Genomic DNA, 15051 nt, shown 5'->3' on the forward strand with positions numbered 1-15051 from the left:
CGTTAAACGACAGAACCCGCAAACGCCGGTGTGCTGGCGAGTTGCGGGTTCTGGTCTCCGGGTTACTGGCGGCTGGTCAGCTCACCTTTCCGCAGCACTGCTTGTATTTCTTGCCAGACCCGCAGGGGCAGGGCTCATTACGGCCAACCTTTCGCTCCTGGCGGACAAAGGTTTCCGGGGTAGCCTGGGGATTCTGCTGGCCACCAGCACCCTCACCCTCGGCATCGGCAACACTGGCCTGCTCGTGCTGGAGTTTGGCCCGGGCCATTTCCCGCTCCAGCTCTTCCTTGCGCCGGCGTTCAATTTCCGCCATTTCTTCCTGGCTCTGAACCCGCACATGACACAGAATTCGGGTGACATCGCGCTTCATGCTGTCGAGCATGGTTTCAAACAGGTTAAACGCTTCGCGCTTGTACTCCTGTTTCGGGTTCTTCTGGGCGTAACCGCGCAAATGAATGCCCCGCCGCAGATGGTCCATGTTGGACAAATGCTCTTTCCACAAGGTATCGAGCACCTGCAGGAACACCTGCTTTTCAAACTTGCGCATGGCTTCCGAACCGGCCACTTCTTCCTTGGCCTTGTACTCTGCCACAATCGCTTCAAGGATTTTCTGGCGAAGGTTATCCTCATAAAGCTTGCTGTCGTCTTTCAGCCACTGCTGGATCGGCAATTCGATGGCCAGCTCGGACTGCAGCTGTGCCTCAAGCCCCTGCACATCCCATTGCTCGGGCATACTCTGGGGTGGAATAAACTCGCTGACGACAGAATCGACTACATCTTCCCGAATGGTATCGACCATCTCGGACACGTCGTTAGACGCCATAACCTCGTTACGCTGCTCATAGATGACGGTACGCTGGTCGTTTGCCACGTCATCGTACTCAAGCAGCGTTTTACGCATATCGAAGTTGCGGCCCTCAACCTTGCGCTGCGATTTTTCAATGGCGTTGGTGACCATGCGGTGTTCGATCGCCTCGCCTTTCTTCATGCCCATCGCTTGCATCAGGTTCTTCACGCGCTCCGGCGCAAAGATCCGCATCAGGTTATCTTCCAGCGACAGGAAGAAGCGAGATGAACCCGGGTCACCCTGGCGACCCGCCCGGCCGCGAAGCTGGTTATCGATACGCCGGGATTCGTGGCGCTCAGTACCAATAATGTGCAAGCCACCGGCATCCAGTACCTGGTTGTGCCGCTCGGTCCACTCCGCCTTTCGGCGAGCCACTTCCTCTTCCGAGGGGTTCTCCATGGCAGCAACTTCGTATTCCCAGTTACCACCCAGGACAATATCGGTCCCCCGACCAGCCATGTTGGTCGCGATTGTCACCGCACCCGGCTGGCCTGCCTGAGCAATAATCAACGCTTCGGATTCGTGCTGCTTGGCGTTCAGAATCTTGTGCTCAATCCGCGCCTTTTTCAGCAGCATCGACAGCAACTCGGACGCCTCAATAGACGCCGTACCCACCAGGATCGGCCGCCCTTCCCCGGTCACATCCTTGATCTCATCAATGATGGCGTGGAATTTTTCTTCTTGTGTCAGGTACACCAGATCGTTGTAATCGATCCGCTGGATTGGCCGGTTTGGCGGAATCACCACCACATCCAGGCCATAGATCTGGCGGAACTCAAAGGCTTCGGTATCCGCCGTACCGGTCATGCCCGCAAGCTTTTCGTACAGACGGAAATAGTTCTGGAAGGTGGTGGAGGCCAGCGTCTGGCTCTCTGCCTGAATCTTCAGCCCTTCTTTCGCTTCAATGGCCTGGTGCAGGCCTTCGCTCCAGCGACGACCCGGCATGGTACGGCCGGTATGCTCGTCGACAATGACCACCTGGCCACCCTGGACAATGTAGTCGACATCTTTCTGGAACAGATGGTGGGCGCGAAGGGCGGAATGCACGTGGTGCAGCAAGCTGAGGTTGGCCGCCGAATACAGGCTTTCGCCCTCTTTGAGCAATTCCTGGCTCAACAGCAGCTCTTCCACTTTTTCGTGGCCCGACTCGGTAAGTTCAACCTGGCGGGACTTCTCGTCGATGGTGAAGTCACCCGAGGCTTCACCCTCTTCACTGACTTCACCTTCCTCAAGATTCGGCACCAGTGCATTAACGGCCTGATACATCTTGGATGAGTCTTCGGCCGCACCCGAGATAATCAGCGGGGTACGGGCCTCGTCGATCAGAATCGAGTCTACCTCGTCGACAATCGCGAAGTTGAGGCCGCGCTGAACCTTGTCTTCAATACTGAAGGCCATGTTGTCGCGCAGATAATCGAAACCGAATTCGTTGTTGGTGCCGTAGGTGATGTCGGCCTGATAAGCGGCACGCTTTTCTTCAGGCGGCTGGCCGGAGGCAACCACCCCCACCTGCATACCCAGGAAACGGTAAAGTTTACCCATCCATTCCGCATCACGGCGGGCCAGATAATCGTTCACTGTAACCACGTGCACGCCCTTGCCGGAGAGCGCATTGAGATACACGGAGGCGGTCGCAACCAGCGTTTTGCCCTCACCGGTTTTCATTTCGGCGATGCGGCCTTCGTGCAGGGTCATGCCGCCAATCAGCTGAACGTCGTAATGACGCATCCCCATCACCCGCCGGCTGGCCTCGCGAACGGTGGCAAATGCCTCGGGCAACAGGCTGTCGAGCGAGGCGCCTTCATCAAGCCGGCGACGGAACTCGACTGTCTTACCCTGCAACTCAGTGTCGGACAGTGCACCAAACTGTTCTTCAAGTTCATTGATACGCAAAACGACTTTGCGCATCCGCTTGATTTCTCTGGCGTTCTTACTGCCGAACATCTTGGTTGCAAGCTTTGTGAACATAGACCACTGCTTCTTCAGTTAAACGGAGGAAGCCGGCATTCTAACCTTATTTGGCGAAAGGACAAAAGGCGGGGTTCACGGGAATGGAATCAGCGGCTTGCGCGCTGGATATATTTCACCGGATTTTCCGATTTACCGTTCCGGATTACTTCGAAGTGTACGTGAGGACCTGTCGACCGGCCTGTACTGCCCATCAAAGCGACAACCTGGCCCTTCTGAACCACGTCACCCACGTTAACCTTGATGGTCTTGGCGTGCGCATACCGGGTAACCAGACCATCACCATGGTCGATCGCAACCAGATTGCCATACCCGTAACGCTCGCTCGCCCAGGTTACCACGCCGGCGGCCACCGCAATAATGTCACTGCCTTCCTTGCCGGCCAGGTCAACACCGGCGTGCCACGTGCGCTTGCCGGTAAAGGGGTCTGAACGATAGCCGTACTTGGAGGACAACCAGCCCCAGGTAATGGGGCGGCCCTGAACGTACAGTTCGTCCTCGAGCTTTTTGCGCGATGCCACTTTATCAAGCAGCCGCAGCTGCTTTTCGCGGTCGTTGATCTGTCGCTCAAGCTGGTTGATCATGTCTGTCAACTCGGGCGCCGTGTAGGAATCACCCGGAAGCGTGTCTTCCTCGGGACCACCCACAGCGGCCGGCTTGTCAAAGTTGAACTCGTCGCTGGTAACCATGCCCGATTCCACGAAGCGCTGCCCCAGGGCATCCAGCCGCAAGAGCCGGCCCTGGATCTGGCCGAGCCGCAAAGTCAGCGCATCGATCTGATCCTCTACGTCTTCCCGCACACGAGCCACTTCAGCCTGCTGACTTTCCAGCTTTGCCTTCCACTCTGCAACGAGCTCGGACTTGCCAGGTTGCCGGGCTTCAAACTGGCTGACGGCCATCTGATAGCCCGCCCACATGGCCGCGGCAAGAATCGCCAGCGCCAATACAGCCAGACCACCCAGCAGTGCCCCATTCAACGGTATCGCCCTGGACTGGCCATGGCGTTTACCCATGAAGATTACGTTCATATCATCTTTCGATTTCATCATTGAGCCGCAACTATATCCTTGTAGTGCTGCGGCCCGGAAATATTCCGAGCGGGTCTGCTATCCTTGGCAACAACTACGTACTGAATAATCGCAGCGCCCGGTAGACACTCTTGGTTCTGACAATGTAAAACGAGTGTGATAACGGTGCTACGGACAAAGCGTGCCGAAGTGTAACCAATCGTAAACAGGCTCGTCGAGAAAAAAGCGACCATGACCGGAAAAAACGATCAGAAAACGATCTTCAGCAAAGGCCCGAGCAGTGGCAACCGCACGCTAAGGGAGCTGATGTCCAGAGCAGAATTGCACCTGCAGGCCGAACAACTGGTTCTGGCTGCGATCCCCACGGAGCTGGCCGAAGGTACCCGTTTTGTCAGTTGCAGCGACGGCGAACTCGTGCTGTCTGCGGACAACGCCAGCAAGGCCACGCGGCTTCGCTTTCGGCAACACGAAATCATGTCGGCACTGAGGGAAAATGAGCTGTTTCGGTATGTCTGGAAGGTAAAGATCAAAGTCAGCCCCCCCAGATTTACCCACCGGAGCAAACCCGTAAAGGAGCTTCTGAGCAAAGAAAATGCCCGGCTCCTCCAGGAGGAAGCCGGGCACACGAAGGATAAAGCTCTACGCGAGGTTCTCGAAAAACTCGCCAGCCACGTCCGGGATTAAGGCGTCCCGCCTTAACCCACCGCCAGCACAGGTTTCATGTAAGAGATAGGTGCAGTGGCTTCATCATCGAAGGTCACCACTTCCCATGCATCTTCTTCTGCCCTGAGCTTGCGTAGCAGCTTGTTGTTCAGGTCGTGACCTGATTTGATGCCACGGAACTCACCGATCAGGCTGTTGCCCAACAGGTAAAGATCGCCGATAGCATCCAGCACCTTGTGCTTGACGAACTCGTCATCGTAGCGAAGACCGTCTTCGTTCAAAATCTTGTAATCATCCACTACGATCGCATTATCAACGCTGCCACCGAGAGCCAGGTTCATGGCACGCAGCTTTTCGATATCGCGCATGAAACCAAAGGTTCTCGCCCGGGACACTTCCTTCACAAACGATGTGCTGGAGAAGTCCACCGTGGCCGTTTGAGCCCGACCCTTGAACACCGGGTGATCAAAATCAATGCCGAAGCTGACCTTGAAGCCTTCGAAAGGCAGGAAGGTGGCTTTTTTATCGCCCTCTTCCAGGGTGACTTCGCGCTTGATCCGGATGAAGCGTTTCGCCGCATCCTGCTCCGAAATTCCCGCAGACTGCAGCAGGAACACGAAAGGCCCGGCAGAGCCATCCATAATCGGCACTTCGGCTGCGCTGAGTTCGACAAAACAGTTGTCAATGCCGAGACCAGCCATGGCGGAGAGCAGATGCTCTACCGTCGCCACACGGACACCGTCTTTTACCAGCGTCGTGGACAGCATGGTCTCACCGACATTTTCCGCGCAGGCACGAATTTCGACCAATGGGTCCAGGTCCGTGCGGCGGAAAATGATCCCCGTATCAACAGGTGCGGCCTTCAGGGTCAGGTAAACCTTCTCTCCCGAATGCAGGCCGACACCGGTCGCGCGGATGGTGTTTTTGAGTGTCCGTTGTCTGATCATCGGTTCATTATTCCGTCACAAAAAGTCGATATTCTGAGCAAAAATCTGCCCGCAGAATATCAGAATTCAAGACTGAGTACCATTTAACCAACATGACTTCGCTTAACCTCTGCAATAGTCACGCGCTATGGCCTGCCTGCTCAACTTAGACAAAAGCTTCGAGCTTGATGAACCCGGTCTTTGCCATTGCTGAGCAACAGTATCAATCAGCCTGCCGGCGCAGGAATGCGGGAATATCGAGATAGTCCACACCCTGCTCATCATTTTCTTTGCTCTGATCCAGCGCCACGTTGCCCTGTGAAACCGCGCGACGACGCAATACCGCCGGGCGATCCAGCTGGTTATAGTCGGTCTTGCCGTCCAGGGTGCGGGTGTTGTCCACGACTTTGGCGGGCTTCTCACGCTCCCCACCCAGACCGGTAGCAACCACAGTGACCTTGAGTTCGTCGGTCATTTCCGGGTCGATTACGGTACCGACAACCACGGTGGCAGAGTCCGACGCAAACTCCCGGACAATGTCACCCACTTCGGAGAACTCACCGAGGTTCAGGTCCATGCCAGCTGTAATGTTAACCAGGATGCCCTTGGCGCCCTGCAGGTTGATGTCTTCAAGCAAGGGGCTGCGCACTGCGGCTTCTGCCGCTTCACGAGCACGATTCTCGCCCGTGGCGCGACCGGTGCCCATCATCGCCATGCCCATCTCGGACATCACCGTTTTAACGTCGGCAAAGTCGACGTTGATCATGCCGTTGCGGGTAATCAGGTCGGCAATACCCTGAACCGCGCCCAGCAGTACGTCGTTGGCCGAGGCGAACGCATCCAGCAGGCTGGTTTTCTTGCCCATCACCGCCAGCAGCTTTTCGTTGGGAATGGTGATCAGAGAATCCACGCTCTCTTCCAGTTCTTTCAGGCCGGACTCGGCTACGCTCATGCGTTTGCCACCTTCAAACTGGAACGGTTTGGTTACCACGGCAACGGTCAGGATGCCCAGCTCCCGGGCAACCTCGGCAACTACTGGTGCCGCCCCGGTACCGGTACCACCACCCATGCCGGCGGTGATGAACACCATATCCGAGCCGCTCAGGGCTTCGGCAATGCGATCCCGGTCTTCCAGGGCCGACTGGCGCCCCACTTCCGGGTTGGCGCCGGCACCCAGACCTTTGGTGATGTTACCCCCCAGCTGGATGATCTGGCGGGCATCCATATCGGTGAGCGCCTGGGCGTCGGTGTTGGCGCAAATGAATTCAACGCCTTCTACGTCGCTGTTGAGCATGTGCCGGACAGCGTTGCCGCCGCCGCCGCCAACACCGACGACCTTGATGACTGCGTTCTGCTGAACATTATCAACGAGTTCGAACATATCCCCTACTCCTTCGTGCTGTATCCGGCCTTTCCAGGCCGGTGGCTTCAATCATTGTGTTTTTTTTCGAGAGACCTTCGTGTATCACCACCGGAACACCGTCAGAAATGACCGGTGAACCAGGCTTTCATGCGCTCAACCAGTGAGGGAGCATCCTCACCTTTGAGCACCGGCGCCCGGCCAAGATCCATTTGCCGGAAACCATGAATCAGCAACCCGACGCCTGTGGCGTATATCGGGTTGTTGACCACTTCCGTCATGCCGGAGACCGCCTGCGGACAGGCCAGCCTCACCGGCATATGGAAGATTTCTTCGGCCAGCTCCACCACACCTTCCATCGTGGAGGAACCACCGGTAATAACGATGCCGGCGGGAATCAGGTCTTCGAACCCGGACCGGCGTAACTCCGACTGCACCAGGGTAAACAGCTCCTCATAGCGGGGCTCGACCACCTCCGCCAGTGCCTGTCGGGACAAATCCCGGGGCGCCCGATCACCCACACTGGGCACCTTGATGGTTTCTTCCGCCCCCGCCAGCTGGGTCAATGCGCAGGCGTACTTGATTTTGATTTCTTCGGCATTCTGGGTCGGCGTGCGCAGCGCCATGGCAATGTCATTGGTCACCTGGTCGCCGGCAATCGGGATAACCGCGGTATGACGAATCGCGCCCCCGGTAAATACCGCAATGTCTGTGGTGCCGCCCCCGACATCCACCACACACACACCCAGCTCCTTCTCGTCCTCGGTCAGGATGGCGTGACTGGAAGCCAGCTGCTCCAGAATGATGTCATCCACCTCCAGCCCGCAGCGCTTGACGCACTTTTCAATGTTCTGGGCCGCGTTCACCGCACAAGTCACCAGATGGACCTTGGCTTCCAGGCGCACACCGGACATCCCCATGGGCTCCTTGATGCCTTCCTGGTTATCAATCACGAATTCCTGGGGCAGGATGTGCAGGATCTTCTGGTCTGCGGGAATCGCCACCGCCTGGGCCGCGTCAATCACACGGTCAATGTCCGCCTGGGTCACTTCCCGATCCCGGATGGCCACAATCCCATGGGAGTTCAGGCTCTTGATATGGCTGCCGGCAATCCCGGCGTAGACCGAATGAATACGGCAACCCGCCATCAGCTCGGCCTCTTCAACGGCACGCTGTATGGCCTGCACCGTGGTTTCAATATTCACCACAACGCCACGTTTGAGCCCCCGGGACGGATTTGAGCCGATACCAACCACTTCGATGGTTCCGTCCATCTTGCGCTTACCGACAATCGCCACCACTTTGGAGGTGCCGATATCCAGGCCGACAATCATGTTTTCCGTTTCAACCGATGACATGTATTTCACCAAATCCCAGGTTCGTAATATTCGTGATCAGGATTTCGGAGTGGCCTGCGCCACATCCGCTTTCCATTGCACCGCTACTCCGTTCGAGTAGCGGACATCTATCCGACTGACTTCATCAACTCTTGACGCCAGACGGTTTTCGTAAACGGTGATAAATCGTTCAAATCGCTGTTCTACCTGGTCCCGCCCCAACACCACGTCGATGCCATTGCTCAGAGTCAGTGTCCAGGCGCCCCGCTGTTCCAGCGCCAGCCCGGCGAAACCCAGGCCATAGCCAACCAACTGTTCGCTCATGGTACGTGCCATGGCGATGACGTCTCTCACCCGCTCGTCTGGTCCCGCCAGCCGTGGCAGCTTGCCGGCCACTTGCGGATTCGGCGGCGAGAACAGCTCGCCGGACCGGCTGACCAGCCGACCGTCGCTCCAGTAAGCCAACGGTTTTTTCTCGCGAATGTCGATTTCCAGCCGGCCGGGCCAGACTCGCTTTATGGCTGCCGAGGCCACCCAGGGACGTCGCTCCAGCTCCGCCTTGATATCCGCCAGGTCGGTCGCGAAGTAGCTTTTGCCAATCCAGGCACCGGCGGCTCTCTCAATAGCTACCCGGCTATCACCGATAAATTCACCCCGGACGTCAACGGCCAGAATCTGCTGATCCATCGCTGTCAGCATCCGGTCGGTTGCCCAGGGCACCATCGCAGCCACAAGCACAACCGCGGCCCCAACCCCCACCTGCAACCAGGGGACGGCGGCCAGTACGGCCTTCAACACACCAAACCGGTCCCGCTCAGGCCCGACTGAGGTTGCCCCCCGACGACGTGGCGGCTCGGACGGTACCGCCCGGCTCCGGATCAGCGGTGTCTCAAGCATCAACATCCTCCGACAGGGTATCCCTGAGTATGCGTACCACCAGTTCCTCGAAACTGATACCGGCGGCTTTCGCGGCCATGGGCACCAGGCTGTGGTCCGTCATCCCCGGAACCGTGTTCGCCTCCAGCAACCAGAACTCCCCATCGCCATCCTGCATGATGTCGACCCGGCCCCAGCTCCGGCAGCCCAACACGCGAAACGCTTCCAGAGCCAGGTGTTGAAGCCTCAGTTCATCTTCCGGCGCCAGGCCACAGGGAATCCTGTAACGGGTATCGTCGGCCAGATATTTGGCATCGTAGTCATAAAATGCGTGATCAGTACTCAGACCAATGGCCGGTAAAGCTTTGTCCTGCAGAAGGCTGACGGTGAACTCGGGCCCCTCGATCCATTGCTCAACCAGCACCAGATCGTCCAGGCTGGCAGCCACGGTATAAGCATCCGCCAGATCCGCCACACTGTTCACTTTCCGGATGCCAATACTGGACCCCTCATGGGCCGGCTTGACACTCAGAGGGGTACCCAGCGCAGCAACGATGTCCTCAGCCTCGCAAACCGATGTCATGGCCCGGAACGCCGGCGTAGGCAGGCCGCACCCCTCAAAAACATACTTGCTGCGCAGCTTGTCCATGGCCAGGGCCGATGCCAGTACTTCGCTGCCGGTATAGGGGATACCGGCCTGGCCCAGAATAGCCTGCAAGGTGCCGTCTTCTCCGCCGCGACCGTGAAGCGCGATAAACACGCGGTCGAAGTCGGGTTCATCTACCGTGCGCAGCAGGCAACCCTGAACGTCTCTGCCCACGGCATCAACCCCCGCTGACTGCAATGCCGCCAATACGGCTTGTCCACTCTTGAGCGAGACCTCCCGCTCTGCGGAATCCCCCCCCATGAACACCGCCACGCGCCCCAATGCACGGACCAGCTCGGGGGCTGCCTGATACGGCTGAATGTCGTTATGGCCCAACTCACTCACCTGCCTTGACTCCTGCTGCTGCCAGTCTTGCCGCCACACCACCGATATCACCGGCGCCCTGAGTGATCAGCAGATCCCCGTCTTGCAACATATTGACCAGCAAGCTCTCGATTTCCCGGTTCTCCTCCACAAACACCGGCTCCACCTTGCCGCGCTGCCGGATGCTACGACACAGAGCGCGCCCGTCGGCACCCGGAATAGCGGGTTCGCCAGCGGAATACACATCCATCAGCAACAGGCCGTCCACTTCGGACAATACCCTGACAAAGTCCTCGTAAAGATCCCTTGTTCGGGTATATCGATGCGGCTGATACAGCATCACGATGCGCCGCCCGGGCCAGGCATCGCGCGCAGCCCGGATGACCGCCTCGACTTCCGTCGGGTGATGGCCGTAATCGTCTACCAGGGTCGCGCTCGCTTTCCCGGTCTGATACTCCCCGTAAACCTGGAAGCGTCGGCCAACGCCGGCAAAACCGGCCAGACCGCGGCAAATCGCCTGGTCATCCACGCCCTCATCAGTGGCTACGGCGATGGTGGCCAGGGCATTGAGTACGTTATGACGGCCCGGCATTTTCAGCTCGACGTTGAGGTCCGGCCGACCGCCGGGGCGGCGCACCAGAAAGCGGGTTTTCAGGCCATCCGAAGTGATCTGTTCGGCCCGGTAATCGGCATCCGGGTTGTCAATCCCGTAGGTAATAATGGCCCTCGAAATACGCGGGATGATTTCCCGCACATAGGCATCATCCACGCACATCACCGCAACGCCATAGAACGGCAGGTTGTGCAGAAAATCGACGAAGGTCTGCTTGAGCTTTTCGACATCCCCGCCGTAGGTGTCCATGTGATCGGCTTCGATGTTGGTGACCACAGAAATAACCGGGGTCAGATGCAAAAACGAAGCATCGCTCTCGTCCGCTTCGGCCACAAGGTAGCGCGAGCCGCCCAACTGCGCATTGGTACCCGCACTGTTGAGCTTGCCGCCAATCACGAACGTTGGATCCAGGCCGGCCTCGCCCAATACCGACGCGATCAGACTGGTGGTGGTGGTCTTGCCATGCGTTCCCGCTACGGCGATGCCGTGGCGGTAGCGCATGATTTCCGCCAGCATTTCAGCCCGGGGCACAATCGGCACCCGCCGCTCACGGGCAGACACCACTTCCGGGTTATCGGCAGTGACTGCTGAAGACACCACCACAACATCCGCCTGGTCGGTGTTTTCTGCCCGATGGCCAATCTGAACATCTACACTCATGGCCCGGAGGCGCGCAGTGACGGCACTGTCCCGGATATCCGAACCAGAGACGTCATAGCCCTGATTTTTCAGCACCTCGGCGATGCCACTCATGCCAGCGCCGCCAATCCCGACGAAATGAATACGACGGATCCGGCGCATTTCCGGCACCTGATAAACCAGCGGCGGATTGGTTGCATCAGCCATTGGCGGCCTCCAGACAATAATTCACGACTCTCTCCGTTGCATCGGGGCGGGCCAGCGATCGGGCGGCCTTCGCCATCGACAAAATTTGTTCACGATCTGTTGCCAGATCCTTCAGGGTTTGCGCCAGTCCATCAGGGGTCAGTTGCGGCTGAGGTACCAGAATCGCCGCCCCGGCCTTGACCATGTGCTGACCATTACGGGTTTGATGGTCGTCAACCGCGTGCGGAAAGGGCACCAGAACCGCGCCAACGCCGGCAACACACAGCTCGGAGACGGTTAACGCTCCGGCGCGACAGACCACCAGGTCCGCCCAGTGATAGGCCTCGGCCATATCGCCGATAAATGGCTCCACACGCGCAGTCACCCCAGCGGCATCGTATTCCGCGCGCGCCGCGTCCAGATTTTTCTCGCCACACTGATGGAGAACCTCCGGGCGATCTTCCTCGGCCATCAGCGCAAGGGCCCGCGGTAGCTGTTGATTGAAGACACGGGCACCGAGGCTCCCGCCAATCACCAACACCCTCAGTTTTCCGGTACGCCCCGCAAACCGCTGTTCCGGGGCATCCATGGTGGTCAGCTCACCACGCACAGGATTACCGGTGCAGCGGGTCACTGTCTGCTCGCCAAAGCTCCCGGGGAACGCCTCCATTACGGTCTCGGCAAAACGTGTCAGCCAGCGGTTGGTCATACCTGCAATGGCATTCTGCTCATGAATCACCAGCGGTTTGCGCAACAACCAGGCGGCTATGCCGCCTGGTCCGGTCACAAATCCGCCCATACCGACCACGCAATCAGGGCGGATCCGCCGGAGCTGGGTATAAGCCTCACCCAGTGCCCGCATCAACCGGAAAGGCGCCAGCAGCAGTGCCAGCCTGCCTTTCCCACGCAAGCCGGAAATATGAATCAGCGACAGGGGAATGTCGGTTTCGCCGATCAGACGCTCTTCCATACCACCCCGGGCGCCCAGCCAGTGGACCTCGTGGCCCAATTGCTGCAAAGCACGGGCTGTCGCCAGCGCGGGAAATACGTGCCCTCCGGTGCCACCGGCCATCATCAGGAAACGACGGGGCGATTGATTACTCATACACCGCCCCTCCTCGCTTCCGGCCACTCTGGGTATCCTGCGCGACCCGCGCCCTGTCCTGACGCTCCAGCTCAACCCTGGCCAGGACACCGATGCCTATACAGGTAATCATCAGGCTCGAGCCTCCGTAACTGACCAGCGGCAGGGTCAGCCCCTTGGTCGGCAACAAGCCGGTGCTGACCGCCATATTGATACTCGCCTGAAGGCCAATCAGCAGCGTAATGCCATAGCTAAAGCAGGCGCCAAACGCCATCCCGGCGTTTTCAGCCCGCCGGGCAATCACCAGGCCGCTGACAACCAGGGCCGCAAACAGGACAAGCACGGCCAGGGCCCCGAACAACCCGAATTCCTCGGCGATAATGGCAAAAATGAAATCTGTGTGGGCCTCCGGCAGAAAAAAGAGCTTTTGCACCGAATTGCCCAGACCGACGCCAACCCACTCACCCCGGCCGAAAGCAATCAGGGATTGAGTCAGCTGATACCCGCTGTCGAACTGGTCTTTCCAGGGGTCAAGATAACTGACCACCCGTTTCAGCCGGTAAGGCTGGGTAATCACCAACAGCGTTCCCAGGGCCGCCAGCACACCGATCAGCGGCATGAAGCGGCTCAGCCGCACACCGCTGAGAAAAATCATGCCGGCCGCAGCGGTTACCAGCACAACCGTCGCACCGAAGTCCGGCTGAATCACCAGCAGCACAGACGCCACGCCCAGCACCACCAGCGGCTTGAGAAACCCGGGCCAGGTATGCAGCAGCTCTTCGCGCCGGCGCACGACGTATCCCGCCAGGTAGGCGATCAGGCACAGCTTCGCCACCTCCGAAACCTGAACGTTGAACAGGCCCATGGGGATCCAGCGGGTGGAACCGTTGACCGTGCGGCCCAGCGGGGTAAGCACCAGCACCAGCGCCAGCAAGCCAATGCCCAGCAACAGCCAGCCACTGCGCTCCCACCAGGAGACGGGTACATTCACCGCCACCAGCGCCATAACGCACCCCAGGCCAGCAAACAGAATTTGCCGGATCACATAGTGATAGCTGTTGCCGAGCGTAGCCCCCGCCATATCCATGGAGGCCGAGGAAATCATCACCACACCGGTTACCAGCAAAGCCACCGAGGTAATAATCAGCACGGGCAGCGGCTGCAATTCACCAGCCAGGCCCTGATACTGGGGTAAGCGAATGCTTGCCTGCATCACAAGCCCCCTATCAATGCACGGAACTGGTCGCCGCGATCGTTATAATCCCGGAACATATCAAAGCTGGCGCAGGCCGGAGACAGCAACACCCGGTCGCCGGGCTCTGCCAGTTTTCGGGCCGTCTCGACCGCCCCCGATAAAGAATCCGCTCGATGTTTGGGTACCGCTGTGCGGATGGAATCAGCCATCCTGCCGGCGTCTTTCCCGATCAGTACAATGGCCCGGCAGCACGCATCAACCGGCTCCGAGAGCGGGGTAAAATCCGCGCCCTTACCATCGCCACCGGCAATGAGCACTATCCGGCCGGATTCCGGAACCAGGCTCTCGATCGCCGCAACCGTTGCGCCAACGTTCGTACCTTTGGAATCGTTGATGTAATCCACCCCCTCCAGGGCACGGATAAATTCACAACGGTGAGGCAGACCACGGAACCTGCGAGCCACCTGCAACATCGGCTCCATCGGCAACCCGGCAGCCTGGCCGAGCGCCAGCGCCGCCATCACGTTACTGATGTTATGTCGCCCCAACAGGCTCAGTTCACTGGCCAGCAGGAGGTTATCCAGCCCCCAGGTAATCCAGGTGCCCTCGTCGTCATCGCGCGTGCTGAAGGTGTCAGGATTCACCCGATTGAAACCAAAGCACAGAAATTTCAGGTTATCCCGGGCCATGGGCGTACTCAGGGCATCATCCAGATTCACAATGGCATTCTGACACCCCCGGTAGATCCTCTGCTTGGCCTGGAAATAGGCCATTTTATCGGGATAGCGATCCATGTGATCGTCGCTGACGTTCAGCACCGTGGCCACCATGGCACCAAGCTCTTCCGTGGTCTCCAGCTGAAAACTGGAAAGCTCAAGCACATAGAGGTCCGCATCGGTTCCCAGCAGGTCTAGCGCGGGCGTGCCGATATTGCCCCCCACCTGAACATTCCGGCCGGCCGCTCTTGCCATCTCACCGACCAGCGTCGTGACGGTGGTTTTGCCATTAGAGCCCGTAATAGCGATGATCGGCGCGTCTGCCGCATCGGCAAACAGATCAATATCGCCCCGAATGCGCGCCCCTCTGGCAGCCGCAGCAGCAATCGCAGGCTCGGCGGTACTGATGCCGGGGCTGACCACCAACTCGTTAAACCCGGCAAACAGGCTCTCATCAAATTCCCCGAGGTACACCGGAACCTCGGGCCAGCCCGAGTTCAGTTCCTCCAGCCCGGGCGGTTGCAGACGACTGTCGGCCACCGCGATGTCGCGTCCCTGTCCGGACAGGTAACGCACGCAGGAAAGCCCGGTCTTACCGAGCCCTACGATTAACGTGCGACGATCCGAAACAATGACACTCATA

The 15051-nt window shown here is 58.7% G+C and carries 11 protein-coding genes and 1 pseudogene; 1 reads left to right on the forward strand and 11 read right to left on the reverse strand.

Annotation, left to right across the window (positions count from 1 at the left end):
* Window positions 1–76: 76 nt before the first annotated feature.
* Window positions 77–2815 (reverse strand): preprotein translocase subunit SecA, encoded by a 2739-nt coding sequence (secA, locus tag ACP2AU_RS14040; RefSeq protein ID WP_426376826.1) that lies wholly within the window; start codon window positions 2813–2815, stop codon window positions 77–79.
* 89 nt (window positions 2816–2904) lie between these two features.
* Window positions 2905–3861 carry a M23 family metallopeptidase gene (locus tag ACP2AU_RS14045; protein ID WP_426376864.1) on the reverse strand — a complete coding sequence of 319 codons (957 nt, stop codon included), beginning with the start codon at window positions 3859–3861 and terminating at the stop codon, window positions 2905–2907.
* A 213-nt stretch (window positions 3862–4074) separates the two neighbouring features.
* Here ACP2AU_RS14045 and ACP2AU_RS14050 point away from each other — a divergent pair, with 213 nt between their 5' ends.
* Window positions 4075–4527, forward strand: a complete 453-nt coding sequence (locus ACP2AU_RS14050; RefSeq protein ID WP_426376827.1) for a DUF721 domain-containing protein — start codon at window positions 4075–4077, stop codon at window positions 4525–4527.
* 11 nt (window positions 4528–4538) lie between these two features.
* Here ACP2AU_RS14050 and lpxC read toward each other — a convergent pair whose 3' ends face one another.
* The 9 genes and pseudogenes from lpxC to murD all read right to left on the reverse strand — a co-directional run bounded on the left by lpxC (window position 4539) and on the right by murD (window position 15050).
* Window positions 4539–5453 (reverse strand): UDP-3-O-acyl-N-acetylglucosamine deacetylase, encoded by a 915-nt coding sequence (lpxC, locus tag ACP2AU_RS14055; RefSeq protein ID WP_426376829.1) that lies wholly within the window; start codon window positions 5451–5453, stop codon window positions 4539–4541.
* A 370-nt stretch (window positions 5454–5823) separates the two neighbouring features.
* A pseudogene (gene ftsZ / locus ACP2AU_RS14060) lies at window positions 5824–6813 on the reverse strand (cell division protein FtsZ); the annotation flags it as partial.
* Between the two features lie 101 nt (window positions 6814–6914).
* On the reverse strand, window positions 6915–8150 hold the full coding sequence (gene ftsA, locus ACP2AU_RS14065) for a cell division protein FtsA (RefSeq protein WP_426376830.1): 1236 nt from the start codon (window positions 8148–8150) through the stop codon (window positions 6915–6917).
* A gap of 36 nt (window positions 8151–8186) precedes the next feature.
* A complete protein-coding gene (locus tag ACP2AU_RS14070) occupies window positions 8187–9026 on the reverse strand; it encodes a cell division protein FtsQ/DivIB (protein WP_426376831.1) in 840 nt (279 codons plus the stop codon).
* Window positions 9019–9996, reverse strand: a complete 978-nt coding sequence (locus tag ACP2AU_RS14075; protein ID WP_426376832.1) for a D-alanine--D-alanine ligase — start codon at window positions 9994–9996, stop codon at window positions 9019–9021. Before ACP2AU_RS14075 ends, ACP2AU_RS14070 begins: the two co-directional genes overlap by 8 nt.
* A complete protein-coding gene (murC, locus tag ACP2AU_RS14080) occupies window positions 9989–11434 on the reverse strand; it encodes a UDP-N-acetylmuramate--L-alanine ligase (RefSeq protein ID WP_426376833.1) in 1446 nt (481 codons plus the stop codon). The genes ACP2AU_RS14075 and murC overlap by 8 nt, the downstream gene beginning before the upstream one ends.
* Window positions 11427–12518: an undecaprenyldiphospho-muramoylpentapeptide beta-N-acetylglucosaminyltransferase gene (gene murG, locus ACP2AU_RS14085; protein ID WP_426376834.1), complete on the reverse strand. Its 1092-nt coding sequence runs from the start codon at window positions 12516–12518 to the stop codon at window positions 11427–11429. Before murG ends, murC begins: the two co-directional genes overlap by 8 nt.
* The gene (gene ftsW / locus ACP2AU_RS14090; RefSeq protein ID WP_426376835.1) at window positions 12511–13710 is read right to left on the reverse strand and encodes a putative lipid II flippase FtsW; all 1200 of its coding nucleotides are present in this window, start codon (window positions 13708–13710) and stop codon (window positions 12511–12513) included. The genes murG and ftsW overlap by 8 nt, the downstream gene beginning before the upstream one ends.
* On the reverse strand, window positions 13710–15050 hold the full coding sequence (gene murD, locus ACP2AU_RS14095) for a UDP-N-acetylmuramoyl-L-alanine--D-glutamate ligase (protein ID WP_426376837.1): 1341 nt from the start codon (window positions 15048–15050) through the stop codon (window positions 13710–13712). The genes ftsW and murD overlap by 1 nt, the downstream gene beginning before the upstream one ends.
* Between the last annotated feature and the right edge of the window lies 1 nt (window position 15051).

It is taken from the genome of Marinobacter sp. VGCF2001 (assembly GCF_049943275.1).
Lineage (GTDB): Bacteria > Pseudomonadota > Gammaproteobacteria > Pseudomonadales > Oleiphilaceae > Marinobacter.